The 24,800-nt window shown below is 53.9% G+C and carries 25 protein-coding genes; 12 read left to right on the top strand and 13 right to left on the bottom strand.

Annotation, left to right across the window (positions count from 1 at the left end; genetic code table 11):
• Positions 1-17 precede the first annotated feature (17 nt).
• Both cpxA and cpxR read right to left on the bottom strand, forming a co-directional pair.
• Entirely contained in the window at positions 18-1,391 is a 1,374-nt protein-coding gene (gene cpxA / locus ACLJQD_RS20260) for an envelope stress sensor histidine kinase CpxA (RefSeq protein ID WP_000580402.1), read from the bottom strand.
• On the bottom strand, positions 1,388-2,086 hold the full coding sequence (cpxR, locus tag ACLJQD_RS20255; RefSeq protein WP_001033731.1) for an envelope stress response regulator transcription factor CpxR: 699 nt from the start codon (positions 2,084-2,086) through the stop codon (positions 1,388-1,390). The genes cpxA and cpxR overlap by 4 nt, the downstream gene beginning before the upstream one ends.
• A 150-nt stretch (positions 2,087-2,236) precedes the next feature.
• On the opposite strand from cpxR, the gene cpxP reads away from it, so the two are divergent.
• The 10 genes from cpxP (at position 2,237) to ACLJQD_RS20205 (ending at position 12,789) form a co-directional block, all read left to right on the top strand.
• Positions 2,237-2,737, top strand: coding sequence for a cell-envelope stress modulator CpxP (gene cpxP / locus ACLJQD_RS20250; protein ID WP_001233463.1), 501 nt, complete (start codon positions 2,237-2,239; stop codon positions 2,735-2,737).
• A gap of 147 nt (positions 2,738-2,884) precedes the next feature.
• Positions 2,885-3,787 (top strand): CDF family cation-efflux transporter FieF, encoded by a 903-nt coding sequence (gene fieF, locus ACLJQD_RS20245; protein WP_001077321.1) that lies wholly within the window; start codon positions 2,885-2,887, stop codon positions 3,785-3,787.
• A gap of 184 nt (positions 3,788-3,971) precedes the next feature.
• Complete coding sequence (pfkA, locus tag ACLJQD_RS20240) at positions 3,972-4,934, top strand: 6-phosphofructokinase (RefSeq protein ID WP_000591793.1); 963 nt, start codon at positions 3,972-3,974, stop codon at positions 4,932-4,934.
• A 203-nt stretch (positions 4,935-5,137) separates the two neighbouring features.
• Positions 5,138-6,127, top strand: coding sequence for a sulfate ABC transporter substrate-binding protein (locus ACLJQD_RS20235; RefSeq protein ID WP_000758713.1), 990 nt, complete (start codon positions 5,138-5,140; stop codon positions 6,125-6,127).
• A gap of 100 nt (positions 6,128-6,227) precedes the next feature.
• On the top strand, positions 6,228-6,983 hold the full coding sequence (locus tag ACLJQD_RS20230; protein ID WP_017441868.1) for a CDP-diacylglycerol diphosphatase: 756 nt from the start codon (positions 6,228-6,230) through the stop codon (positions 6,981-6,983).
• 264 nt (positions 6,984-7,247) lie between these two features.
• Complete coding sequence (locus tag ACLJQD_RS20225) at positions 7,248-8,582, top strand: MFS transporter (protein WP_000777314.1); 1,335 nt, start codon at positions 7,248-7,250, stop codon at positions 8,580-8,582.
• Positions 8,583-8,592: 10 nt separating this feature from the next.
• Positions 8,593-9,552 carry an aminoimidazole riboside kinase gene (locus ACLJQD_RS20220; protein ID WP_017441867.1) on the top strand — a complete coding sequence of 320 codons (960 nt, stop codon included), beginning with the start codon at positions 8,593-8,595 and terminating at the stop codon, positions 9,550-9,552.
• 9 nt (positions 9,553-9,561) lie between these two features.
• The gene (locus tag ACLJQD_RS20215) at positions 9,562-10,602 is read left to right on the top strand and encodes an ADP-ribosylglycohydrolase family protein (protein ID WP_000557882.1); all 1,041 of its coding nucleotides are present in this window, start codon (positions 9,562-9,564) and stop codon (positions 10,600-10,602) included.
• Between the two features lie 62 nt (positions 10,603-10,664).
• Entirely contained in the window at positions 10,665-11,387 is a 723-nt protein-coding gene (locus tag ACLJQD_RS20210; protein ID WP_001535809.1) for a GntR family transcriptional regulator, read from the top strand.
• Between the two features lie 97 nt (positions 11,388-11,484).
• On the top strand, positions 11,485-12,789 hold the full coding sequence (locus tag ACLJQD_RS20205; protein ID WP_017441866.1) for an SLC13 family permease: 1,305 nt from the start codon (positions 11,485-11,487) through the stop codon (positions 12,787-12,789).
• Positions 12,790-12,898: 109 nt separating this feature from the next.
• On the opposite strand, the gene tpiA is transcribed toward ACLJQD_RS20205, so the two are convergent.
• Both tpiA and ACLJQD_RS20195 read right to left on the bottom strand, forming a co-directional pair.
• Entirely contained in the window at positions 12,899-13,666 is a 768-nt protein-coding gene (tpiA, locus tag ACLJQD_RS20200) for a triose-phosphate isomerase (protein WP_017441865.1), read from the bottom strand.
• A gap of 112 nt (positions 13,667-13,778) precedes the next feature.
• Entirely contained in the window at positions 13,779-14,375 is a 597-nt protein-coding gene (locus tag ACLJQD_RS20195; protein ID WP_000802241.1) for a YiiQ family protein, read from the bottom strand.
• A gap of 100 nt (positions 14,376-14,475) precedes the next feature.
• On the opposite strand from ACLJQD_RS20195, the gene ACLJQD_RS20190 reads away from it, so the two are divergent.
• The gene (locus ACLJQD_RS20190) at positions 14,476-14,904 is read left to right on the top strand and encodes a DUF805 domain-containing protein (protein ID WP_017441864.1); all 429 of its coding nucleotides are present in this window, start codon (positions 14,476-14,478) and stop codon (positions 14,902-14,904) included.
• A 109-nt stretch (positions 14,905-15,013) separates the two neighbouring features.
• Here the strand turns inward: ACLJQD_RS20190 and fpr are convergent, their stop codons facing one another.
• The 4 genes from fpr to ACLJQD_RS20170 form a co-directional block, all read right to left on the bottom strand.
• On the bottom strand, positions 15,014-15,760 hold the full coding sequence (gene fpr / locus ACLJQD_RS20185; RefSeq protein WP_000796303.1) for a ferredoxin--NADP(+) reductase: 747 nt from the start codon (positions 15,758-15,760) through the stop codon (positions 15,014-15,016).
• A 96-nt stretch (positions 15,761-15,856) separates the two neighbouring features.
• Positions 15,857-16,867 (bottom strand): class II fructose-bisphosphatase, encoded by a 1,011-nt coding sequence (gene glpX, locus ACLJQD_RS20180; protein WP_001250624.1) that lies wholly within the window; start codon positions 16,865-16,867, stop codon positions 15,857-15,859.
• A 111-nt stretch (positions 16,868-16,978) separates the two neighbouring features.
• On the bottom strand, positions 16,979-18,487 hold the full coding sequence (gene glpK, locus ACLJQD_RS20175) for a glycerol kinase GlpK (RefSeq protein WP_000136808.1): 1,509 nt from the start codon (positions 18,485-18,487) through the stop codon (positions 16,979-16,981).
• 20 nt (positions 18,488-18,507) lie between these two features.
• A complete protein-coding gene (locus ACLJQD_RS20170) occupies positions 18,508-19,353 on the bottom strand; it encodes an MIP/aquaporin family protein (RefSeq protein WP_000084285.1) in 846 nt (281 codons plus the stop codon).
• Between the two features lie 398 nt (positions 19,354-19,751).
• Between ACLJQD_RS20170 and zapB the strand changes: the two genes are divergently transcribed.
• On the top strand, positions 19,752-19,991 hold the full coding sequence (gene zapB / locus ACLJQD_RS20165) for a septal ring assembly protein ZapB (RefSeq protein ID WP_000051370.1): 240 nt from the start codon (positions 19,752-19,754) through the stop codon (positions 19,989-19,991).
• 221 nt (positions 19,992-20,212) lie between these two features.
• Here the strand turns inward: zapB and rraA are convergent, their stop codons facing one another.
• The 5 genes from rraA to ftsN all read right to left on the bottom strand — a co-directional run bounded on the left by rraA (position 20,213) and on the right by ftsN (position 24,724).
• Positions 20,213-20,698 (bottom strand): ribonuclease E activity regulator RraA, encoded by a 486-nt coding sequence (gene rraA, locus ACLJQD_RS20160; protein WP_000872918.1) that lies wholly within the window; start codon positions 20,696-20,698, stop codon positions 20,213-20,215.
• Positions 20,699-20,790: 92 nt separating this feature from the next.
• Positions 20,791-21,720: a 1,4-dihydroxy-2-naphthoate polyprenyltransferase gene (menA, locus tag ACLJQD_RS20155; protein WP_000139639.1), complete on the bottom strand. Its 930-nt coding sequence runs from the start codon at positions 21,718-21,720 to the stop codon at positions 20,791-20,793.
• 66 nt (positions 21,721-21,786) lie between these two features.
• Entirely contained in the window at positions 21,787-23,118 is a 1,332-nt protein-coding gene (gene hslU, locus ACLJQD_RS20150; RefSeq protein ID WP_001293360.1) for an HslU--HslV peptidase ATPase subunit, read from the bottom strand.
• 9 nt (positions 23,119-23,127) lie between these two features.
• Positions 23,128-23,658 (bottom strand): ATP-dependent protease subunit HslV, encoded by a 531-nt coding sequence (gene hslV / locus ACLJQD_RS20145; protein WP_000208240.1) that lies wholly within the window; start codon positions 23,656-23,658, stop codon positions 23,128-23,130.
• Positions 23,659-23,749: 91 nt separating this feature from the next.
• Positions 23,750-24,724: a cell division protein FtsN gene (ftsN, locus tag ACLJQD_RS20140; RefSeq protein WP_017441863.1), complete on the bottom strand. Its 975-nt coding sequence runs from the start codon at positions 24,722-24,724 to the stop codon at positions 23,750-23,752.
• Positions 24,725-24,800: the final 76 nt, after the last annotated feature.

Here is a 24,800-nt window from a genome sequence, read left to right as displayed (position 1 = left end):
CCGAGCCATGAATAACATTAGGTTCGCTTGTACAGCGGTAGCCACAGCGTGAGCCGCAACCCACCCAGCGGGCTATCGTCAGCCTTCACCCAGCCGCGGTGCTGCTGCATGGCGCTTTCGACAATCGCCAGCCCCAGCCCGGTGCCGCCAGACTCGCGGTCGCGCGCCTCATCAGTGCGATAGAACGGACGGAAGATCTGCTCGCGGTCTTCAGGGCTGACGCCCGGTCCGTCGTCATCGACCGTGATCGTAATACCGTCTTTATCCACCGAGAAGCCGACTTCAATCTTCGTATGTGAATAGCGCAGCGCATTACGAACAATATTTTCCAGCGCGCTTTCCAGCGCGTTTGGGTTGCCATAGAGCGGCCACGGCCCCGGCGGATAATTTACCGTTAGCGACTTGCCCATCTGTTCGGCTTCAAAGGCGGCGTTATCCAGCACTTCGCCCCATAGCTGATTGGCTTTCATCGTTTCGCTGACCAGCGCATTTTTCTGTTGGTTACGCGACATCACCAGCAGGTCATTGATCATGCTGTCCAGACGCTGCGCTTCGGTTTCAATACGCTCCAGCTCTTTGCTTTCGCCGCCACGACGACGCAGCAGCGCGGTACCCAGTTGCAGGCGCGTAAGGGGCGTTCGCAGCTCATGGGAGATGTCTGACAGCAAACGCTGCTGCGAGGTCATCATCCGTTCCAGCGCCGTCACCATCTGGTTAAAACTGGCGCCAGCGGCGAGGAACTCCTGCGGACCCGCCTCCAGCTCCGGATGCTGACGCAGGTTGCCTTGCGCCACTTCATCAGCCGCGTTTTTCAACTTACGCGCCGGTTTCGCCAGACTCCATGCCAGCCATAGCAAGAGCGGCGAACTGACCAGCATCGTGACAATGAGCAACAGAAGCGGGCGGTCAAACAGCAGATTAATAAAATCGGATTGCGAACTGCTGGCCGGTCGAATCAGGTAAAGCTGGTAATTATCCTCTCCGTCACGAACGGAGAACGGCCCCACCATCTCTACGCGGCCATATTTTTTCTTCTGCGGATGATCGGCGTTATCCGCCTGACCAATGAAGTTACGAATGATCTGCATTTCGCTGCGTTCAGCGCCGATCACGCGTCCTTCAGAGGTCACCAGTAATAACCGCTGTCCAGGCGGCGCCCACTTATCGATCGCGCGGAACAGGCGACGCCACCACATCAGGTCGTTGGGCGGATCGTTCGCAAGTTCAGCTTCTACATGTTGCTCTATCATCAATCCCTGGCGCTGTTCGCTGTCCAGCAGCTCGGTCATCTGGCGTGAATCGAGCTTGGGCAACATCAGTACCAGCATTAGCACCAGCGCCAGCGTCAACCAGAAGATGGCGAAGATGCGCGCGGTTAAACTTCCTATCATGAAGCGGAAACCATCAGATAGCCGCGACCACGCAATGTTTTAAACCACGGGTGACCGTCTTTGCGTTCCGGCAGTTTGCGGCGCAGGTTAGAAATATGCATATCAATGGCGCGATCGAACGGCGTCAGGCGCTTACCCAGCACCTCCTGGCTTAAATGTTCACGGGAAACCACCTGGCCGAGGTGTTGCGCCAGCAAATAGAGCAGGGTGAATTCCGTACCGGTCAGCTCCAGCGTTTGGCCATCGAAACTGGCTTCCTGGCGACCCGGATTAAGGCTTAGCGCATCGACTTCCAGCGTCGGCGAGCCGTTGTCGCTGCTCTGCTGCTGTTCGCTCCAGTGGGAACGGCGCAAAATAGCCCTGATGCGCGCTACCAGCTCGCGGTCGTTAAACGGTTTGGGCAAATAGTCGTCCGCGCCCAGCTCAAGGCCGAGAACGCGATCCAGCTCGCTGCCGCGCGCGGTCAGCATAATGACAGGCGTCTGGTGTGTCTGGCGAAGCGCTTTCAACGTATCGATACCGTTTTTCTTCGGCATCATGACGTCAAGCAAAAGTAAATCGATGCTGTCATCCAAAAGCTCAAGCGCCTGCTCGCCGTCGTGGGCCACCAGGACATTAAAACCTTCCATTTCGAGGAGCTCTTTTAACAGGGAAGTCAGCTCTCGGTCATCATCAACTAACAGGATTTTATTCATTGTTTACGTACCTCCGAGGCAGAAATTACGTCATCAGGCGTCGCTAATCCATGACTTTACGTTGTTTTACACCCCCTGACGCATGTTTGCAGCCCGAATCGTAAACTGTCTCTCGTTGAATCGCGACAGAAAAGATTTTGGGAGCAAGCGATGCGCAAAGTTACCGCTGCTGTTATGGCCTCAACGCTGGCATTCAGTTTTTTAAGCCACGCAGCTGAAGTTGTTACAAGCGATAACTGGCACCCCGGTGACGGGGCCACGCAGCGTAGCGCGCAAAATCATATGTTTGACGGCATAAGTTTAACCGAACATCAGCGTCAGCAGATGCGAGATCTTATGCAACAGGCAAGGCACGAACAGCCTCCTGTTAATGTTAGCGAAATGGAGACAATGCATCGGCTTGTCACCGCAGAAAAATTTGATGAAAGCGCTGTGCGCGCTCAGGCAGAAAAAATGGCGCAAGAGCAGGTCGCCCGCCAGGTCGAAATGGCCCGCGTGCGTAACCAGATGTATCGCCTGTTAACGCCGGAGCAGCAAGCGGTTTTGAATGAAAAGCATCAGCAACGAATGGAGCAACTGCGCGACGTGGCGCAATGGCAAAAAAGTTCATCGTTGAAATTATTGAGTAGTAGCAACTCACGTTCCCAGTAACAACCCTGTTTTCCTTGCCATAGACACCATCCCTGTCTTCCCCCACATGATGTGGGGGTTTTTTTTATCTCCAGTTTGTCATTCTGTTATTAGCTTACTGTTTTAAACCATCCGTTATACTACCGGCAGAAGATAGCGGGAGTATTTATGAATCAAACCTATGGACGGCTGGTTAGCCGGGCGGCTATCGCGGCAACGGCGATGGCATCAGCGTTACTTTTGATTAAAATTTTTGCGTGGTGGTATACGGGATCGGTGAGTATTCTGGCGGCGTTGGTGGACTCGCTGGTGGATATTGCCGCGTCATTGACGAATTTGTTGGTCGTGCGTTATTCGCTGCAACCCGCAGATGATGAACACACGTTTGGGCACGGTAAAGCGGAGTCGCTGGCGGCGCTGGCGCAAAGTATGTTTATTTCCGGTTCGGCGTTGTTTCTGTTTTTGACCAGTATCCAGAATCTGATTAAGCCGACGCCAATGAACGACCCCGGCGTGGGGATTGGCGTTACCGTCATCGCTCTGATATGCACTATTATACTGGTCACGTTTCAGCGCTGGGTGGTACGCAAGACCCAAAGTCAGGCGGTACGGGCGGATATGCTTCATTATCAGTCTGATGTTATGATGAACGGAGCGATTCTTATCGCGCTGGGGTTATCCTGGTACGGTTGGCATCGTGCGGATGCCCTGTTTGCGTTAGGTATCGGCATCTATATTTTGTATAGCGCGTTACGTATGGGGTATGAGGCGGTGCAGTCATTATTGGATCGCGCGCTGCCCGATGCGGAACGACAGGAAATTATTGATATCGTGACGTCATGGCCGGGAGTCAGCGGCGCGCACGATCTCCGCACGCGGCAGTCAGGGCCGACTCGCTTTATTCAGATTCATTTGGAAATGGAAGATAATCTGCCGCTCGTTCAGGCGCATTTTGTGGCTGACCAGGTAGAGCAGGCGATTTTGCGGCGTTTTCCGGGTTCAGATGTCATTATTCATCAGGATCCCTGTTCAGTCGTCCCCAGGGAAGGCAGGAAGTTCGAGCTTGTATAATTGATTGTTAAAAAGTGAGCCAGGCCAGCATTTTGTGTATAAATTACCGCCATTTGGCCTGACCTGAATCAATTCAGCAGGAAGGGATTGTTATACTATCTGTATATTCGTTGGATCGTTTCGAAGTGCGAAATCGGCTTCCGGCAATAGATTTCATTTTGCATTCCAAAGTTCAGAGGTAGTCATGATTAAGAAAATCGGTGTGTTGACAAGCGGCGGTGATGCGCCGGGCATGAACGCGGCAATCCGCGGTGTTGTGCGCGCAGCGTTGACGGAAGGGCTGGAAGTCATGGGCATTTATGACGGCTATCTGGGCCTGTATGAAGATCGTATGGTTCAGCTTGACCGTTACAGCGTATCTGACATGATCAACCGTGGCGGTACTTTCCTCGGTTCCGCCCGTTTCCCGGAATTCCGTGACGAAAATATTCGCGCTGTCGCGATCGAAAACCTGAAAAAACGCGGTATCGATGCGCTGGTAGTTATTGGCGGCGACGGTTCTTATATGGGTGCAAAACGTCTGACTGAAATGGGCTTCCCGTGCATCGGTCTGCCAGGCACTATCGATAACGACATCAAAGGCACCGACTACACTATCGGCTATTTCACTGCTCTCGGCACTGTAGTGGAAGCGATTGACCGTCTGCGTGACACCTCCTCTTCTCACCAGCGTATCTCTATCGTTGAGGTGATGGGCCGTTATTGCGGCGACCTGACGTTGGCGGCGGCTATTGCTGGCGGCTGTGAGTTTATCGTGGTGCCGGAAGTTGAATTTAATCGCGAAGATCTGGTGGCCGAAATCAAAGCCGGGATCGCGAAAGGGAAAAAACACGCTATCGTCGCTATTACTGAGCATATGTGCGATGTTGACGAACTGGCGCACTTTATTGAAAAAGAAACGGGCCGTGAAACGCGTGCGACGGTGCTCGGCCACATTCAGCGCGGTGGTTCCCCGGTACCTTACGATCGCATTCTGGCTTCCCGTATGGGCGCGTATGCTATTGACCTGCTGCTGGAAGGCCATGGCGGTCGTTGTGTCGGTATCCAGAACGAGCAGCTTGTTCATCATGACATCATCGATGCGATTGAAAACATGAAGCGTCCGTTCAAAAGCGACTGGATGGAGTGCGCGAAAAAACTGTACTGATTGTTTTTGCGCGCCTGATGGCGCTACGCTTATCAGGCCTACAGGTTGCAGAAACGTGTAGGCCGGATTAGGCGCTAGCCGCCATCCGGCAATCCCTCAGATTTATTCCTCGAAGTTATAGCCAATCTTTTTTTATTCTTTAATGTTTGGATCGCTTTCTGGCACGCTTTGCTCATCACAACACAACATAAGCGAGTCGGGCGATGAAAAAGTGGGGCGTGGGGTTCACATTATTGCTGGCGTCAACCAGCATTCTGGCAAAGGATATTCAGTTACTTAACGTATCATACGATCCAACGCGTGAGCTGTACGAGCAGTACAACAAAGCGTTTAGCGCGCACTGGAAGCAGGAAACCGGCGACAACGTCGTGATCCGTCAATCGCACGGCGGTTCGGGTAAACAGGCGACTTCCGTTATTAACGGCATTGAAGCCGATGTCGTGACGCTGGCGCTGGCTTACGATGTGGACGCTATTGCGGAACGTGGTCGTATCGATAAAAACTGGATCAAGCGTCTGCCGGATAACTCAGCACCTTACACCTCCACCATCGTTTTCCTGGTCCGCAAAGGCAATCCAAAACAAATTCATGACTGGAACGATCTGATTAAACCCGGTGTGTCGGTGATTACGCCAAACCCGAAAAGCTCTGGCGGCGCACGCTGGAACTATCTGGCGGCATGGGGCTACGCCCTGCACCACAACAATAACGATCAGGCCAAAGCGCAGGACTTTGTCAAAGCCCTGTTTAAAAACGTTGAAGTGCTGGACTCCGGCGCGCGCGGCTCAACCAATACTTTCGTTGAACGCGGTATCGGTGATGTGCTGATCGCCTGGGAAAACGAAGCGCTGCTGGCGACGAACGAACTGGGTAAAGATAAATTCGAGATAGTGACCCCGAGTGAATCTATTCTCGCAGAGCCGACCGTTTCCGTGGTCGACAAAGTGGTGGAAAAGAAAGACACCAAAGCGGTAGCGGAAGCGTATCTCAAGTATCTCTACTCGCCGGAAGGGCAGGAGATAGCAGCGAAAAACTTCTACCGTCCGCGCGATGCTGACGTGGTGAAAAAATACGACGATGCGTTTCCGAAGCTGAAGCTGTTCACCATTGACGAGGTGTTTGGCGGCTGGGCGAAGGCGCAAAAAGATCACTTCGCTAATGGTGGTACGTTCGACCAAATCAGCAAACGCTAAACCGTTTATAAACCCGGTAACGTATTATGTTACCGGGTTTTTTCTTTGCCACAATTTTGCGTTACTCTTCCCCGTCTATGGGTCACAGGGAACGCATAACATGAAAAAAACAGGTTACTTTTTACTGGCGGTGATAGTGATTGTTGCCGCGGCGGGCGTCGGTTACTGGAAATTTTCCGGCAACCCTGATGCATTACGGGAAATCGTGCTTGAACAATGCCTGCCCGATCAGTTACAGCATCAAAATCCAGCGCCTTGCGCGGAAGTCAAACCTCGCGCCGGCTATGTCATCTTTAAAGATCGTCACGGTCCGTTGCAATATTTATTGATGCCCACCTACCGTATCAACGGTACAGAAAGCCCGCTATTGCTGGAACCCGCTACGCCCAACTTTTTCTGGCTGGCCTGGCAGGCTCGCGGCTATATGAGTAAAAAATACGGGCATGATATTCCGGATAGCGCAGTCTCGCTGGCGATTAATTCGCGGCTTGGTCGTTCACAGGACCATTTGCATATCCATATTTCTTGCATCCGTCCTGACGTTCGGGAACAACTGGATAACGATCTCACGCGCATCAGCACTCGCTGGCTTCCGCTACCGGGCGACCTGATGGGGCATGAATACCTGGCGCGCCGGGTAACCGAGAGCGAACTGGCGCAGCGTAGTCCGTTTATGATGTTGGCGGAAGAGGTGCCGGAAGCGCGCGATCATATGGGACGCTATGGGCTGGCGGTGGTACGCCAAAGCGATGGCTCTTTTGTCCTGCTGGCGACCGAGCGTAATTTACTGACCTTCAATCGCGCATCGGCGGAAGAGATTCAGGATCATAGTTGCGCCATTTTGTCTTCCCGCTGATTTTCGTTACACCCCCTGCTCATTATCTTATTGATTCTTATCCCGGTTTAAAACTGGGGTAAGATCGTGTCTATAAAAATATGTGAAACCGATCAAAAGATATAAAGGTATACCTTTATATCTTTTTATGGTTAGTTACACTCTCTTCATAGCCTCCATAGATTGTCTGGTGGATGGCTTATATATAAAAACGTTTTTATTTCATGTAGTGACATCATTAATTGTTCACCAGATTTGCGCTGTTAAGCGTAAAGGAATATCAACATGAAACTTTCTATTGTGGAAAAAATCGGCTTCGGCGCGGGAGATATGGCGATAAACGTTGTGATTATCGCCATGCAGCTGCTCCTCGCCTATTTCTATACCGATATCTACGGCCTGAGCGCCGCTGATGTTGGCGTACTGTTTGTGGTTGTGCGGATGATTGATGCCATTATCGATCCGGCCATGGGGGTTCTGACCGATAAACTGAATACGCGCTGGGGACGTTACCGCCCGTGGCTGCTGTGGTTTGCCATTCCTTTTGGTTTCGCCGTGTATTTGATGTTTATTACGCCTGACATGGCTTATATGGCCAAGCTAGCGTGGGCCTATGGCACCTATATTCTTATGACCCTGGTCTATACCGCGATCACCATTCCTTATATTTCGATGATTGGCGTCATTACCAGCGACCCCGTCGAACGGTTAAGCGCCAACGGTTATCGTTTTGTGATGACCAAGATTGCCGCTTTCCTGGTGACTATCGTCGTACCGATGCTTGCCGTCTGGCTGGGGCAGGGCAACAAGGCGCTGGGTTATCAGTTTTCGATGGGGCTGATGGGGGCGATGGGCGCCTTGCTGTTTATCTTCTGTTTTCTTACCACGCGTGAACGCAGCGAGCCGGAAATTACCTCGTTATCGGTGGGGAAACAGTTTAAATATCTGTTACGTAACGATCAGTGGATTATTCTCGGCGTTGTTATTCTACTGCTGATGTGCGGTTATGTTATTCGCGGTTCCGTTGCCGCTTATTACGCCAAGTATTATCTGAACGGCGGAGATAGCCTGATTTCACCCTTCCTGACTACCGGCGTCGTTGCCTCTATTTTAGCGATGATCGCTACCACCTGGATAACCAAGTTCTGGGACAAAATTAAGATGTTCCGCTACACCCAGATTATTACCTTTATCCTGAGCGCGCTGATGTATTTCTCCGTCGGGCGTGAAAATCTTATCCTGGCGTTTGCGTTCTATTTTCTTATTAATTTCTTCTGCGATATGCAAATGCCGGTGTTCTGGTCCTCTATCGCCGAAGCGGTGGATTACGGCGAAAAGAAAACCGGTCTGCGCGTTTCCGGGTTGGCGTTTGGCGGCATCCTCTTCTTCCAGAAGTTTGGGATGGGGATCGCGGGCGGGATACTCGGATTCCTGCTGAGCCACTTTGGCTATCAGGCCGATGTTGAACAGAGCGCGCGTTCGCTCACCGGTATTGCGCTGATGATGACGCTCATTCCGGCACTGTTCCACCTTGCGGTTGGGCTGCTTATGAAAAAGTATCTGATTAACAACGAATATTATCGTGATATTCAGCTCGCCCTGGCGCAGAAACAGGCATAAGGAGGCGCAAATGAAGGCCATGAATAAGGTTTGGGTTATCGGCGATGCCTCCGTTGACCTGGTGCCGGAAAAACAGAACAGCTATCTGAAATGCCCCGGCGGAGCGTCGGCGAACGTGGGGGTATGCGTTGCCAGGCTGGGCGGGGAGTGCGGTTTTATCGGTTGTCTTGGTGATGATGACGCCGGCCGTTTCCTGCGCCAGGTTTTTCAGGATAACGGCGTGGATGTCACGTTTCTAAGGCTGGATGCAGCCCTGACCAGCGCGGTGCTGATCGTTAACCTGACGGCTGACGGGGAACGCAGCTTTACCTATCTGGTGCATCCGGGGGCTGATACCTACGTTTCGCCGCAGGATTTGCCGCCGTTCAGGCAGTACGAATGGTTTTACTTCAGTTCAATTGGCCTTACCGACAGTCCCGCCCGCGAGGCATGCCTTGAGGGAGCGAGAAGAATGCGTGAAGCGGGTGGTTACGTACTGTTTGACGTCAATCTGCGCAGCAAAATGTGGGGGAATACTGATGAAATCCCTGAACTGATCGCCCGGTCCGCCGCACTGGCTTCTATCTGCAAAGTCTCGGCAGATGAGCTGTGCCAGCTCAGCGGGGCCAGCCACTGGCAGGATGCGCGTTATTACCTGCGCGATCTGGGCTGCGACACCACGATCATTTCGCTGGGGGCCGATGGCGCGCTGTTGATTACCGCCGAGGGGGAATTCCATTTCCCCGCACCACGCGTCGATGTCGTCGATACCACCGGGGCAGGCGATGCTTTTGTCGGCGGCCTGCTGTTCACCCTTTCCCGCGCAAATTGCTGGAACCATGCCCTGCTGGCGGAGGCCATCAGCAATGCCAACGCCTGCGGCGCCATGGCGGTAACGGCAAAGGGCGCAATGACCGCTTTACCGTTTCCTGACCAACTCAACACTTTTCTTTCCAGCCATTCGCTGGCACAAGCCATGACCGTGAAATAAGGAGTCATCATGCACGTTGATCAAAACAAAATACTGGGATGCCTGGTGGGCGCCGCCGCCGCGGACGCGATGGGAGCCGCGACGGAAGTACGCACCCAGCAGCAGATAAAAGACTATTTTGGCGGCTGGGTGACGACCTTTCAAAAACCGCCTGCGGACACGTTTGGCCGCTGCAATGAAGCGGGGATGTGCACGGATGATTTTATTCAGGCTAAGTACATTATGGACGCGCTGCTGCGCCATCAACGCCAGGTCAGCGACGAGGCGATGCGCGAGGCTTTTCAGCAGTGGCTGGATTATCCGTACTACGCCAACTTTACCGGTCCGACGACGCGTGCGGCAATGAAAGCGATATTTAATGATAATCGCGCCTCTTTGCAGGGCGAGCTGGAAGGCGAAAAACAGTCGGTACAGATTATTAATAAGGGTAACGCGGAGGCAACGAACGGCGCCGCCATGAAGATTTGGCCAGCGGCGGTGCTGCATCCTGGCGATATCGACGCGGCGATTGACTGCGCGCTGCAGATTTGCCGTTTTACGCATAATAACGTGCTGGCGATGTCCGGCGCAGCGGCGATGGCGGCGGCAACCAGCGAGGCGTTAAGAGCGCAGACCAACGCAGACAGCATTATTGCCGCCGGTATTTACGGTGCGCAAAGGGGCTATCTGCTGGCGCAGGAGCAAGGGGCGATGATGGTCGCCGGGCCTTCCGTTGCCCGACGCATTGAGCTGGCCGTAGATATCGGTAAACGTCATCGCCATTGGGAAACGGCGGTGGTGGAACTTGCTGATATTATTGGCTCCGGGCTGCACGTGAGTGAAGCGGTGCCGGCGGCCTTTGGCCTGTTCGCGTGTTGTCCGAATTCTGCCGTAGATGCTATTATCTCCGGCGTTAATATCGGCAATGATACTGATACTGTCGCCACCATGGTCGGGGCGATTTCCGGCGCATTCCATGGCGTGGAGGCTTTTCCCGCCGATTATTTAACGACTTTGGATCGTATGAATCATTTCGATTTGGCAGAACTGGCCAGGCAAATCGCAGGGTAGCGACTTCACCCTGCCGGGGACGGTAAAACGTCCCCTGCTGGCGAAGACGTGAGGTGCGCAGCTTGCAGGTTGATAAAACGAGCTTTACTCCGCTTTATAAGCAACTATTTTTTATCATCTGTCAGCAGATTCAAAATGGATCCCTGCCTTTAGGCAGCCAGCTGCCGACGCAAAAAGAGATTGCCAGAGCCTACAACGTCTCGCTGATTGTGGTTAAACAGGCCTGGAGCGAATTAATCAATGCGGGCATTATTTCCTCCCAGCGCGGAAGTGGTTCGGTGGTGTGCTCGGTGCCGGAAGGCGTGAGCTACGGGCACACGTTTCGCGGTATTACCCGCGATCTCCAGGACGCCAGCGTGGCGATTGAGAACCGTATTCTGGAAATCGCGCCGCGCCGCGCGCGCGACGCTCAGGCAGACGGCTTGAGCCTGCCCGCACAGCATCACTATCTCTATATTTCGCGTATTCGTTGCCTGAATAACCGTCCGTTTAACCATGAAAAGATCTATCTCGATCTTAGCTTCTTTCCCGATCTGCAACTCACACCGCAGGCGCTGGAGCATACGTCGCTTTATTCGTTATTAAACGTCACAAGCGACTCGGCGATAGAAAAAGTTGAGGCGATTTTACCTTCCGCTGACCTGTGCGAAAAATTGCAAATCGCCGCCAATAAACCGCTGTTATCCGTCGCCAGACAGACGTTTCAGGCCGGGAAGGACAGCCCTTTTGAGTATTGCCGCTATTACGTGCTGTCTGAATACTTTGGTGAAATTCATTATCACTGATCTGTCCGCTTAATCCTGCGATAACCCCACTATATCTGGCGTTTACCTGCCTGACTGTCCGTCGTATTCTTGCTGAAAAAATCGTCAGGAGACAGGTATGTCGCTCTGGTTGTCCCATCCTCTGTTCCTCCCTTTCATCATCGTTGGCGTTACTATCCTTCTGTGGGCGACTTCGCTACTGCCGGAGTTTATGACCGCACTGCTGTTTTTTGCTGTGGCGATGATCGCCAAAATCGCGCCGCCGGAGGTTATCTTCGGCGGCTTTGCTTCATCGGCCTTCTGGCTGGTGTTCAGCGGCTTTGTGCTGGGGATCGCGATTCGCAAAACCGGGCTGGCGGACAGGGCGGCGCGGGTGCTTTCGTCGCGGCTCACCGACTCATGGCCGCTGATGGTTGGCAGCGTGGTGCTGCTCAGCTATGCCCTGGCCTTTGTTATGCCTTCAAATATGGGGCGCATTGCGCTGCTGATGCCGATTGTGGCGGCCATGGCGAAACGCGCGGGGATTGAGGATGGCACGCGCGGTTGGTATGGGCTGGCGCTGGCGGTGGGATTCGGTACTTTCCAGCTGTCGGCCACCATTTTGCCTGCTAACGTCCCGAATCTGGTGATGAGCGGCGCGGCGGAAGGTTCATACGGCATCCATCTGAATTATGTACCTTATTTACTTCTGCATACGCCGGTGCTCGGTTGGCTAAAAGGGGCGGTACTGATTGCGCTGATATGCTGGCTGTTTCCCGGTAAACCGCATCCGCCGCGCGACATGACGCCGCTGCCGCCGATGAGCCATGATGAGAAGCGCCTGGCATGGCTGCTGGCGGTGGTGTTGACGCTCTGGGTGACTGAAAGCTGGCACGGCGTGGGGCCAGCCTGGACGGGGCTGGCGGCGGCGGTGATAACGCTTCTGCCGCGCGTTGGTTTTATCAACGGCGACGAGTTTTCCAGCGGCGTGAATATCCGTACCTGTATTTACGTCGCCGGGATTCTGGGGCTGGCGATCACCGTCACTCACACGGGTATTGGCAGCGTCGTGGGAAATGCGCTGCTGCATATTATGCCGCTGGATAAAGAGAGTCCGTTTACCAGCTTCCTCGCGCTGACCGGAATTACCAGCGCGCTGAACTTTATTATGACCGCTAATGGCGTACCGGCGCTGTATACCACCTTCGCGCAGAGCTTTTCCGATGCTACCAGTTTTCCACTATTGAGCGCGATCATGATTCAAGTACTGGGGTATTCCACGCCGCTGCTGCCGTATCAGGCGTCACCGATTGTGGTGGCGATGGGACTAGGGAAAGTTCCTGCGCGGGCGGGAATGCTGTTATGTATCGCGCTAGCGGTGGTGAGCTATTTGATTCTGCTGCCGCTGGACTACCTGTGGTATCAGGCGTTGGGGAAACTGTAGCCTGTTCCGCTTGGGGATTTTCCCGGAGGCGGTGCTACGCACCTGTCCGGGCTACCAGGCGATAACCCCGGTTGCGAAGCGCGACCGGGGAAAGACCCGCTAAAGCGAATTACGCTTTTTTAGCAGCTTCTGCTGCTTTCACGATCACGGCGAAGGCGTCAGCTTTCAGAGAAGCGCCGCCTACCAGCGCGCCGTCGATGTCCGGCTGCGCGAACAGTTCGGCTGCGTTGGAGGCATTAACAGAACCGCCGTACTGGATAATAACCTGTTCAGCGATTTTCGCGTCAGCTTTAGCAATGTGGTCACGGATGAATTTGTGCACTGCCTGCGCCTGCGCAGGAGTTGCAGATTTACCGGTACCGATCGCCCATACGGGTTCGTAAGCGATAACCGCGCCTTCAAAGGCTGCCGCGCCCTGCGTTTTCAGTACCGCGTCGATTTGGCGTGCGCACACTTCTTCTGTTTTGCCCGCTTCGTTTTCCGCTTCGGTTTCACCGATGCACAGTACCGGCGTCAGACCTTGCTCTTTCAGTACGGCGAATTTTTTGGCGATCAGCTCGTCAGATTCTTTGTGATAAGTACGACGCTCGGAGTGGCCGATAATAATGTACTGCGCGCCGATATCCTTCAGCATTTCAGCCGAAGTTTCACCGGTGAATGCGCCAGACAGATTCAGATCAACGTTCTGCGCGCCCAGCATGATGTGGCTGCCGGCAGCAGCGCGTTTCGCCAGATCGATATACATTTCCGGCGGAGCGATTGCCACGTCGCAGCCTGCTACGCCCGTCAGTTCTTTACGCAGGTTAGCCACCAGTTCGTTTACCATGTGGCGGCTGCCGTTCAGTTTCCAGTTACCCATCACTAAAGGATGTCGCATTTCATTTCTCCACGCTTAGTCAGCGAATTAAGGAAGATGGCCGCTCGTCAGAGCAGCATGGTCTGTGAAACAGTATAGAGATTCATCCCCGGAAAGGCTTTGCTTTTTGTCATCAATTCGCCCCTTCCAGATTTTCAGATAACGCCAGCTTAATCGGTTCAACCGCGAAGGTCAGCCCCTTTTCGCCGTTATCTGCGACAACATAACGTACTGCGCCTTCGGTCTCGGCGTAATAGTGTTTACCTTTACCGGCGATAAGCATCTTTTGCAGTTTTTTCTGGCTTTGCTCTTTTGTCAGCAACGGGGCGACAGTGCGAATAATGGCGGCCATATATTCCAGCGCTTTCGCTTTCGCCGCTTTCTGTTCCGGCCCCTGAATGGGCAGCCAGGTAATCTGCATACTTTTCACTTTGAGCGTACCGCGCTCCAGCGCCGTGGAGGCATACAGATTTTCGTTAATCTTACTGGCGGCGCGGGTCAGATTCGCCTTATCGCGGCTATTCTCAATGGCGCGAAATTCATTGAGCGGCAGATCGGGATTCTGGCGGTTAAAGTTCTCACGAAACTGGCTAATAGAAAGATCAAAGGTTGGCGAGCCCGCCAGCAAATAGGGCGCTGTCGTGGTCGATGAAGAGAGCTGCGCGTGCGCCGTTATGCTGGCGGTGAGAGCAGAAAACAACAGTAAAAACAGAGTACATCCTGGCTTCATCAATCTTACCTTTCGTTAGGACTGCTCACGATTAAAACGATAACTGTCGGGCTTGTCAAAAGGGTAAACTGTAGCGGAAGGCAAAATATAAGGAACTTACATGACCATACAGCAATGGTTATTCTCATTTAAAGGGCGTATCGGACGCCGTGATTTCTGGATTTGGGTCGGCCTCTGGTTTGCCGGGATGCTGGCGCTATTTTCGCTGGCGGGGAAAAATCTGCTTGATATCCAAACGGCGGCATTTTGCCTGGTGTGCCTGCTGTGGCCGACCGCCGCCGTCATGGTCAAACGTCTGCATGACCGGGGACGCTCCGGCGCGTGGGCGTTGCTAATGATTCTGGCGTGGATGCTGCTGGCCGGAAACTGGGTGATGCTGCCGGGGATGTGGCAGTGGGTCGTCGGGCGATTTATTCCGACGCTGATCCTGGTGATGATGCTTATCGATCTGGGCGCGTTTGTCGGTGTTCAGGGGGAAAATAAGTTTGGGAAAGCGACACAGGACGTGAAGTTTAAGGCAGAACCGTGAACGGGCGGTAAACCGTAATTTGCCCGGTGGCGCTGACGCTTACCGGGCCCACAGATTGGTGATGATTTGCAGGAGGCCGGATAAGCCCTAGCCGCCATTCGGTAAAACATCACCAGTAATGTTCAGCCGTCATATGCCCCGGTCGGCGGCGCAGATGTTTAGTCATCTGTCGGGTCTCTTTCAGCAGTTGCTGCGTATCGCGCACCATCTGCGGGTTCCCGCACAGCATGACGTGGCTGGTCTCTTTATCCATCGGCAATCCAACGGCTTTTTCCAGCTCGCCGTTTTCAATGAGCGCTGGCACGCGTCCGGTAAGCGAGCCTGGCACGCTCTCCCGGCTGACCACCGTTTGGATGCGCAGCTTGCCTTCATAACGCTGTTGCAGTTCCAGCATTAGCGGCAGATAGCTTAAATCGGCGGCGAAGCGTGCGGCGTGGACCAAGACCAGATTTTTAAAGCGCGCGACATCCTGCCCATATTGCAGAATAGACAAATACGGGCCAATAGCGGTTCCGGTCGCCAGCATCCATAGCGTCTCGCAGTCAGGCACTTCATCCAGTACAAAGAAACCCGACGCGTCGCTGACCACTTGCACCTCATCGCCAGGTTTTAGCGCCGCCAGCCGCGGGCTGAGCTTTCCTTGCGGCACCGTCACCAGATAAAACTCTAAATTCGGATTGTCAGGCGCATTGACATAGGAATACGCGCGCTGAACGCGCTCGCCATCGATCTCCAGTCCGAGTTTGGTAAATTGGCCTGCAGTAAAAGGATTAATGGGGGCGTGAACGGTCAGGCTGAACAGTGCGTCAGTCCAGTTTTGCACCTTAGTGACTTTACCTGTTACCCAATCGGCCATGGTTTTCTCCTGTTCTGAATCGCTAACCTTATCTTCGTTCGTCAGGAGAAAGATTTCCAGCCCCGCGAGGCTGGAAGGCTCTAACTAACAAATGCGCTAGAGGATATGCGCCTGTACATCCGGATCTTTACGATCAAGATAGTGGATAGACTGAATGCGGCGGATGGTGCGTGATTTGCCGCGGATCAGCAGCGTTTCTGTCGTGGCAATATGGCCTTTCCGGCTAATTCCTTCCAGCAGATCGCCTTTCGTGATGCCGGTCGCGGAGAAAATAACGTTATCGCTACGCGCCATATCGCCCAGGCATAACGCCTTGCCCGCTTCAATGCCCATTGCTTTGCAGCGCGCCAGTTCCTGTTCGCCAATGCGGCGGTTTTCTTCGCTGTCGCCTTTCACATCATGGCGCGCCAGCAGACGCCCCTGCATATCGCCGTCCAGCGCGCGGATCACCGCTGCGGATACCACGCCTTCTGGTGCGCCGCCAATTCCGTACAGCACGTCGACTTCGCTATCCGGCATACAGGTCAGAATTGAGGCCGCGACGTCGCCGTCAGGAATGGCAAACACGCGTACGCCCAGTTTGGCCATCTCTGCGATGACCTCGTCATGACGCGGTTTTGCCAGAATGGTCACGGTCAGATCGCCAAGCGGTTTACCCAGCGCATCCGCGATGTTGCGCAGGTTATCCGCCAGCGGCAGATTGAGATCGATCGCCCCTTTGGCGCCCGGACCGACAATCAGTTTTTCCATATACATATCGGGCGCATTCAGGAAGCAGCCTTTATCGCCGACCGCCAGCACCGCCAGCGCGTTCGCCTGACCCATCGCCGTCATGCGCGTGCCCTCAATCGGATCGACGGCGATATCTACCGCATCGCCGTGGCCGGTACCGACTTTCTCGCCGATATAGAGCATCGGGGCCTCGTCGATTTCGCCTTCGCCAATCACGATGGTGCCGTCAATGTTGACCTGGTTGAGCATGATACGCATGGCGTTGACCGCCGCGCCGTCCGCGGTATTTTTATCGCCGCGTCCCAGCCATTTGTAGCCAGCCAGCGCCGCCGCTTCGGTCACACGGGAAAATTCGATGGCAAGTTCTCGTCTCATAACAAACTCGTAGCAAAAAGGAGTGGCGCGCAGTGTAGCACAGGGGAAGGAGGGAATAATTGATGTGTGTGCGGAGTTGCCCCCGCACAAAGATTTTGCCGGATGGCGACCTTACTTGTCGTGATCTTCCCACGCCATTGCGCGTTTAACCGCTTTCTTCCAGCCGCTATAACGGTAGTTACGCTCGGTGGTTTCAATGCCGGGGCGGAATTCTCGCTCAATGACGGCTTTTTCCTGCAACTCGTCCAGGTTCTGCCAGTAACCGACGGCCAGACCAGCCAGATAGGCGGCGCCCAGCGCGGTCACTTCGCGCACTTCCGGGCGTTCCACCCGCGTGCCGAGAATATCTGACTGGAACTGCATCAGGAAGTTGTTGGCCACTGCGCCGCCGTCCACACGCAGAGCGTGCAGGCGGATGCCGGAGTCGGCCTGCATCGCTTCCAGTACGTCGCGGGTCTGGTAAGCGATGGATTCGAGCGTCGCGCGGATAATGTGATTAGAGTTCACGCCGCGGGTCAGGCCAAAAATGGCGCCGCGGGCATACGGATCCCAGTACGGCGCGCCCAGACCGGTGAAGGCTGGAACCACGTAGACACCGTTGGTATCTTTCACTTTCGTGGCGAAATATTCGGAGTCGAACGCGTCGCTGATGAGCTTCATTTCATCACGCAGCCATTGAATGGACGCTCCCGCCATAAACACCGCGCCTTCCAGCGCATAGTTGACTTCGCCGCTTGGGCCGCAGGCGATGGTGGTCAGCAGGCCGTTTTCCGATTTTACCGCTTTCTCGCCGGTGTTCATCAGCATAAAGCAGCCGGTGCCGTAGGTGTTCTTTGCCATTCCTTCCTTTACGCACAGTTGGCCGAAGAGCGCGGCCTGCTGATCCCCGGCAATCCCGGCGATAGGAATACGTGTACCGCCTTTACCGCCAATATTGGTCTGGCCATAGACTTCGGAGGACTTACGTACCTGGGGCAGCATCGCGCGTGGGATATCCAGCACGTCCAGCATTTTATCGTCCCAGTCCAAATCATGGATGTTGAACAGCATGGTTCGTGAGGCGTTGGTGTAATCCGTAACGTGGACGCGGCCCTGCGTCATCTTCCAGATAAGCCAGGTATCCACCGTACCGAACAGCAGCTCGCCACGCTTCGCGCGTTCGCGCGAACCTTCCACATGGTCAAGGATCCATTTCACTTTAGTGCCAGAGAAGTACGGATCGACGACCAGACCGGTATTGTCGCGGATGTAATCTTCCAGGCCGTCGCGTTTAAGCTGTTCGCAAATATCGGCGGTACGACGGCACTGCCAGACAATAGCGTTGTATATCGGTTTGCCGGTTTCACGTTCCCAGACGATCGCGGTTTCACGTTGGTTGGTGATACCGATAGCGGCAATCTGATCGGAACTGATATCGGCCTTAGCCAGCACTTCTACCAGCGTTGAGCTTTGAGACGCCCAAATTTCCATCGGGTCGTGTTCTACCCAGCCTGGCTTAGGATAAATTTGCTCAAATTCACGCTGTGATACGCTGACGATATTCGCGTCATGATCCATAACGACCGCGCGGGAGCTGGTGGTACCCTGGTCGAGCGCAACGATATATTTTTTTTCAGTCATAATTTTGTCCCGTAATCAGATTACAGCGAAGCATTTTGTTGTGTGGTCGCGGTGGAGTCCTTCTCTTCCACGACGCAGGTATCGCACGGCAAATGACGGCCAATAAATTTGCGATAAGCAAACGCGCCCAGAATGGCGCCGACGATGGGGCCAAACAGCGGCACCAGGAAGTAAGGAATGTCTCTACCGCCGGTAAACGCAATTTCACCCCAACCGGCAAGCCCGGCGAACATTTTGGGGCCAAAGTCACGCGCCGGATTCATCGCAAACCCGGTCAACGGCCCCATAGAGGCACCGATAACGGCGATCAGTAAACCAATGAGCAGTGGCGCAAGCGGACCGCGAGGTACGCCGTTACCGTCGTCGGTCAGCGCCAGAATCAGCCCCATCAGAATAGCGGTAATCACCATTTCAACCGCGAAGGCCTGCACAAAATTGATATGAGGATTCGGGTAAGTTGAGAAAATGCCTGCGAGATCGAGACTTTCAACGCTGCCACGGACGATATGGTGGGTTTGTTCGAAGTCCACAAAAAGATTGTAATAAAGCCCGTAAACTAACGCCGCTGCGCAAAAGGCGCCGGCAACTTGAGAAATAATAAAAGGAACAACTTTACGTTTGTCGAAACAGGCAAATAGCCAGAGTGCGATGGTCACTGCCGGGTTCAGGTGTGCGCCAGAAACACCTGCCGTCAGGTAGATAGCCATCGCTACCCCCAGACCCCAGATGACGCTGATTTCCCACTGTCCAAAAGTAGCTCCGGCAACTTTAAGCGCAGCGACACAACCCACACCGAAAAAAATCAACAACCCGGTACCGAGGAATTCAGCAATGCACTGGCCTTTTAAGGTTGATGTTTGACTCATAATCGGATCCTGAAGAGTATGTAATGTTTATTGGTATGCGAGGAGGTCATGGACATCCACGATGCCCTGTAGGCACACTGTTAATTTATCGTTAACGAGCAAAAACGAGAAATATCGAAATCAAAATGTGTGTACTGCGTCAATAAAATGAGCGTTATCGCGCCATGAGGCGCATTTTGAGACAGCAGAAGAGAGTGAATTGAATCATTTCATTAACCAATATGTTAACACTTTTAAGTTATTGAATGAATGTTACCAGGAGATGGATGAAAATTGCTGCAAACCGCGATCTACGCGGTATGTCGCTGGACAGCGAGAGCGGGGCTTCATACAATCGACACTATATATTGTGCGCGTTTACGTGAAGCGTCGCCTTGCAATTCAGGAGAGGTAAGATCATGTCTTTAGAAGTGTTTGAGAAACTGGAAGCAAAAGTACAGCAGGCGATTGACACCATCACCCTGTTACAGATGGAAATTGAAGAGCTGAAAGAAAAAAACAACAGCCTGACGCAGGAAGTGCAGTCTGCACAGCATCAGCGTGAAGAACTCGAGCGTGAAAATAATTCTCTGAAGGAACAGCAGAGCGGCTGGCAGGAACGTTTGCAGGCGCTGCTTGGTCGTATGGAAGAAGTCTAATCCTCGTCATATTTCACGTTATGGCGGCGTTGGCTGCGTGCGTTCACCCCAGTCACATAGTGGCCTATGCTCCTGGGGATTCACTTACTTGCCGCCTTGCCCTGACGCGAAATCTATAGAGGATTTAGAATGCGGATACCGGTGGGCCGGATAAGGCGTAAGCTGCCATCCGGCAATCAGCGACAACGCATAAAAAAGGCGCCTTACGGCGCCTTTTTTGATCACTCGATATCAAGCGGGTCTTCGGAAAGGATAATCCCGGTGTTGTCGGCATAGAGATGATCGCCGGAGAAGAACGTCACGCCGCCGAAATTGACGCGCACATCGCTTTCCCCAATGCCTTCACCTGCGGCGCCAACCGGAATGGCGGCGATCGCCTGAATGCCGATATCCAGCTCTTCCAGATCGTCCACCTGACGCACCGCGCCATAGATAACCAGCCCTTCCCATTCATTTTGCGTGGCCAGACGCGCCAGCTCCGCATCGACTAATGCACGGCGGACAGAACCGCCGCCATCGACCAGCAGAACCCGACCACGGCCATTTTGTTCGAGCAGATCGTACAGCAACCCGTTGTCCTCGAAACATTTTACCGTGATGATTTGTCCGCCAAACGACGACCGCCCTCCAAAATTGGAGAACAGCGGTTCCACGACGTTGACATCTTCCTGATAGATGTCACAAAGCTCGGAAGTATCGTATTTCATAGGCTTAACGTTCAGTTGCTGCGAGAATTTTTAGTATATCGCGCTAAGTATACTGTTGGCAAAATCATCAATTGTTAATTGATATTTGTCAGTTAAACGGCCCACTGACTTAAGAGTATCCCAATCACAAATAACAGGTTGGTTAACAACGCGCCTTTAACGGTACGTTCAAGCATCGGGCGCATTGCCGCAGGCTCCCTTTCGCGCATTACGTAGCGCGCTTGTTTAATGAGCAATGGCGCGGCCAGAATAAACAACCATCCCCACGGACTGTGTAGCGAGAGCAGATTAAACAGCGCCAGACAGAGCAGCGCGCCTAGCAACAGGCAGGCGTGATAACGACGCGCGTTGACATCGCCCAGTCGTACCACAAGGGTGTTTTTGCCGTTCTCTCTGTCGCTATTAATATCGCGCAGGTTATTAATATTCAGCACCGCCGTCGCCAGTAAACCGCAGGCGGTGGCCGGGAGAATCAGCGCCGGAATCAGCGTATGCGCCTGGAGATACCAGCTCCCCATGACACTTAGCCAGCCAAAGAATACCAGGACAGAGATATCACCCAGCCCGATATAGCCGTAGGGCCGATTACCCACGGTGTAGGTGATGGCGGCGATAATCGACAGCCCGCCCAAAATCAGGAAGCCGACAAAATCGGTTAACGTATGGCACGCGACCGCCACCAGCGCCAGTCCGGAGATACAGATCAGCACGACGGTAATGATTAACGCCCGCTTCATCTCCTGCCGGGTGATGACGCCTTTTTGCATCCCCCGCAGCGGCCCGATGCGATCTGGTTTATCACTGCCTTTGACAGCGTCGCCGTAATCGTTGGCGAGGTTGGATAAAATTTGCAACAGCCCGGCGGTGATAAGGGCCAGCAGTGCGACCAGAGGATCGAAATAGCCTTGCCACCATGCCAGGGCCGTACCGACGATAATCGCTGCGAAGGCGAGGGGTAAGGTTTTGGGTCGTAAGCTTTCCAGCCAGGCCTGGGTGCGGCTAATTTGTTGTTGTTCAGTCATATTTAGCGCCAATAAAAATGGGGCTTTTCAGCCCCATCAACAGTGATGAAAATGCATTGGACGCGATTATAAGATAAAACGGCTTAGATCTTCATCTGCGACCAGCGCATCCAGATGTTTGCTCACATATTCCGCATCAATTGTGATGTTTTGGCCGTGCAGATCGCTGGCGTTATAGGAAATTTCTTCCATCAGACGCTCCAGTACGGTATGCAGACGGCGCGCGCCGATGTTTTCGGTGGTTTCGTTAACCTGCCAGGCGGCTTCGGCAATACGTTTAATACCGGAATCGGTGAACTCGATATTGACGCCTTCAGTTGCCATCAGCGCTTTATACTGCACGGTGACGGAGGCGTTTGGCTCGGTCAAAATGCGTTCGAAATCGCTGGTGGTCAGCGCCTGAAGTTCAACGCGAATCGGCAGACGGCCCTGCAGTTCCGGGATCAGATCAGACGGCTTCGCCACCTGGAACGCGCCAGAGGCGATAAACAGAATATGATCCGTTTTGACCATCCCGTGTTTGGTCGAAACCGTGCAGCCTTCTACCAGCGGCAGTAAGTCGCGCTGTACGCCTTCGCGTGAAACATCCGGGCCGGAGGTTTCGCCACGCTTACAAATTTTGTCAATTTCATCGATAAACACGATGCCGTGCTGTTCAACCGCGTCGATAGCGTCCTGTTTCAGCTCTTCCGGGTTGACCAGTTTAGCAGCCTCTTCTTCAACCAACAGTTTCATCGCGTCTTTAATTTTCAGCTTACGCGGTTTCTGTTTCTGACCGCCCAGGTTCTGGAACATAGACTGCAACTGGCTGGTCATCTCTTCCATGCCCGGAGGCGCCATAATCTCTACGCCCATCGGCGCGGCGGCGAGGTTAATCTCGATCTCTTTATCGTCGAGCTGGCCTTCGCGCAGTTTTTTGCGGAACGTTTGACGGGCGGCAGAAGGCTCCTGCTGCTGTTCGGCCTGGCCCCAGTTATTTTTTGCGGGTGGGATCAGTACGTCGAGAATACGTTCTTCCGCCAACTCTTCCGCACGATAGCGGTTTTTCTCGATAGCCTGTACGCGAACCATTTTCACCGCGGCATCGGTCAGATCGCGGATGATAGAGTCCACTTCTTTCCCGACATAGCCCACTTCGGTGAATTTGGTGGCTTCGACTTTAATGAACGGCGCGTTGGCGAGTTTTGCCAGACGACGGGCGATTTCGGTTTTACCGACGCCGGTCGGGCCAATCATCAGAATATTTTTCGGCGTTACTTCGTGGCGCAGCTCTTCATCAAGCTGCATACGACGCCAGCGGTTACGCAATGCAATCGCCACGGAACGCTTTGCGTTATCCTGGCCGATAATGTGTTTGTTCAGTTCGCTGACAATTTCGCGTGGGGTCATTTCAGACATGAGAGGTCCTTACGCTTTGGCGGTCAATTCTTCAATGGTGTGGAAATGGTTGGTGTAAATGCAGATATCGCCTGCAATATCCAACGCCTTTTCAGCAATTTCGCGCGCGCCGAGCTCGGTATTTTCCAACAGAGCGCGAGCGGCAGCCTGGGCATAAGGACCGCCGGAGCCGATAGCAATTAAATCGTTTTCAGGTTGCACGACATCGCCGTTACCCGTGATGATGAGCGAGGCGGTTTCATCCGCGACGGCCAGCAACGCTTCCAGTTTGCGTAGCATACGGTCGGTACGCCAGTCTTTCGCCAGTTCAACGGCGGCTTTGACCAGGTGCCCCTGATGCATTTCCAGTTTACGTTCAAACAGCTCGAACAGCGTGAATGCATCCGCAGTACCGCCCGCAAAGCCCGCAATGACCTTGTCGTTGTAGAGGCGGCGGACTTTCTTCACGTTGCCTTTCATTACTGTGTTACCCAGTGTGGCCTGACCATCACCGGCGATTACCACGTGGCCGTTACGGCGTACGCTTACTATTGTTGTCACGAGCAGACCCCTTGGTTACTAATGCTGAATTGCGGCCCCGTACGGCGTACGGGGCATAATGCAAGTATAGATGGGGGAGATTTTGAGGGTTTCAACCCCCGGTGGCGAGTCGAATGCAGTTTGTATGGCCCGCCATCTTCAGACGGTTAATGGTGCTGTCGGCATTTTCTTTACCTTTCACCGGCCCGATAACCACGCGATTCCAGCCGTTATTGGTGGTAATTTTGGAGTCAAAGCCTTCAAACGCCAGCTGAGCGCGGACGCTTTCTGCCTGCTCGGCGCCTTTGAATGAACCACATTGCACCATCCAGCGACGTTCATCTTTTTTCTCTGCTGTCGCCTTCGGCGCTTCAGGCGCGCGCGTAATGGGCGCGGCTTTTGGCGCTGCCGCGCTGGTATGCGCCGGCGTTTGCAGCAAATCCTGATAAGGTTGCTGCGAGGCCGTCTGCTTCGGCGGCTGACTTTGGCGCGCAGGTTGCGCTGGGGCGGACTGTACCGTGCGCGTTTGCGGCTGCTCGTTTACCCGCGGCTGCGTGCGTGGTTGCTGAACAGTCTGCGTTTGAGCCCACTGCTGCTGCTGCGCCTGACGCTGGCGCTGTAGCGTTTGCTGGCGTTGTTCTGGCGTCTGCTCGTTCCACGGCACTTCGTTAAGTTGCGTTGGCTGCTGACGCATATCCGCCTGCATCTGCTCCAGGAGTTGGCGCTGTTCGCTGGTGAGCTGATTCGGATTCATGACTTCGCCGCCGGCGGACGGTTCCGTTGGCGTACGCACGCCCGGCTGGCGACTTTCCAGCTCTTTGATGTAACGCCAGCGCTCTTCCGGTTTTGGCGGAAGCCCATTGCCGGTGACTTTCTGGTTTTGTAGCGTTTCGGACTCTTCTTTCTTATGGTGAGTAATGAAGTACAGACCGCCGATAAAGGTCACAAGGACGGCTGCCGCAATCGCGACCATTGCCGGCGAGACGGCAGGCATGTTGCTTTGCTTCTTCCGTGAGTTCCGTGAGGTGCTCTTTTTGCGCCGCGAAGGAGCCGGTTGGCCGCGACGTACATAATCTCGTTGTGCCACTATCGTTTCGCTGTATTTATTCGTTCGTCAGCCCGTCATGTTACTGAAGCGGCGGGCCTTTGACCAGACAGGTGAG

The sequence above is a fragment of the Salmonella sp. SAL04214 genome (genome assembly GCF_046550615.1).
Taxonomy (GTDB): Bacteria; Pseudomonadota; Gammaproteobacteria; order Enterobacterales; family Enterobacteriaceae; genus Salmonella; species Salmonella enterica.
Note: the sequence above shows the minus strand (reverse complement) of the source record. Positions and strands in the feature narration are given on the sequence as shown.

Bases quoted from the DNA above. Each gene is read 5' to 3' on its own strand.
- ACLJQD_RS20170 (WP_000084285.1), bottom strand. From the start codon at position 19,353: ATGAGTCAAACATCAACCTTAAAAGGCCAGTGCATTGCTGAATTCCTC.
- cpxP (WP_001233463.1), top strand. From the start codon at position 2,237: ATGCGCAAAGTTACCGCTGCTGTTATGGCCTCAACGCTGGCATTCAGT.
- glpX (WP_001250624.1), bottom strand. From the start codon at position 16,867: ATGAGACGAGAACTTGCCATCGAATTTTCCCGTGTGACCGAAGCGGCG.
- fieF (WP_001077321.1), top strand. From the start codon at position 2,885: ATGAATCAAACCTATGGACGGCTGGTTAGCCGGGCGGCTATCGCGGCA.
- ACLJQD_RS20230 (WP_017441868.1), top strand. From the start codon at position 6,228: ATGAAAAAAACAGGTTACTTTTTACTGGCGGTGATAGTGATTGTTGCC.
- cpxA (WP_000580402.1), bottom strand. From the start codon at position 1,391: ATGATAGGAAGTTTAACCGCGCGCATCTTCGCCATCTTCTGGTTGACG.
- ACLJQD_RS20205 (WP_017441866.1), top strand. From the start codon at position 11,485: ATGTCGCTCTGGTTGTCCCATCCTCTGTTCCTCCCTTTCATCATCGTT.
- ACLJQD_RS20225 (WP_000777314.1), top strand. From the start codon at position 7,248: ATGAAACTTTCTATTGTGGAAAAAATCGGCTTCGGCGCGGGAGATATG.
- ACLJQD_RS20195 (WP_000802241.1), bottom strand. From the start codon at position 14,375: ATGAAGCCAGGATGTACTCTGTTTTTACTGTTGTTTTCTGCTCTCACC.
- glpK (WP_000136808.1), bottom strand. From the start codon at position 18,487: ATGACTGAAAAAAAATATATCGTTGCGCTCGACCAGGGTACCACCAGC.
- rraA (WP_000872918.1), bottom strand. From the start codon at position 20,698: ATGAAATACGATACTTCCGAGCTTTGTGACATCTATCAGGAAGATGTC.
- cpxR (WP_001033731.1), bottom strand. From the start codon at position 2,086: ATGAATAAAATCCTGTTAGTTGATGATGACCGAGAGCTGACTTCCCTG.
- menA (WP_000139639.1), bottom strand. From the start codon at position 21,720: ATGACTGAACAACAACAAATTAGCCGCACCCAGGCCTGGCTGGAAAGC.
- pfkA (WP_000591793.1), top strand. From the start codon at position 3,972: ATGATTAAGAAAATCGGTGTGTTGACAAGCGGCGGTGATGCGCCGGGC.
- hslU (WP_001293360.1), bottom strand. From the start codon at position 23,118: ATGTCTGAAATGACCCCACGCGAAATTGTCAGCGAACTGAACAAACAC.
- ACLJQD_RS20235 (WP_000758713.1), top strand. From the start codon at position 5,138: ATGAAAAAGTGGGGCGTGGGGTTCACATTATTGCTGGCGTCAACCAGC.
- fpr (WP_000796303.1), bottom strand. From the start codon at position 15,760: ATGGCCGATTGGGTAACAGGTAAAGTCACTAAGGTGCAAAACTGGACT.
- zapB (WP_000051370.1), top strand. From the start codon at position 19,752: ATGTCTTTAGAAGTGTTTGAGAAACTGGAAGCAAAAGTACAGCAGGCG.
- tpiA (WP_017441865.1), bottom strand. From the start codon at position 13,666: ATGCGACATCCTTTAGTGATGGGTAACTGGAAACTGAACGGCAGCCGC.
- ACLJQD_RS20220 (WP_017441867.1), top strand. From the start codon at position 8,593: ATGAAGGCCATGAATAAGGTTTGGGTTATCGGCGATGCCTCCGTTGAC.
- ACLJQD_RS20190 (WP_017441864.1), top strand. From the start codon at position 14,476: ATGACCATACAGCAATGGTTATTCTCATTTAAAGGGCGTATCGGACGC.
- ACLJQD_RS20215 (WP_000557882.1), top strand. From the start codon at position 9,562: ATGCACGTTGATCAAAACAAAATACTGGGATGCCTGGTGGGCGCCGCC.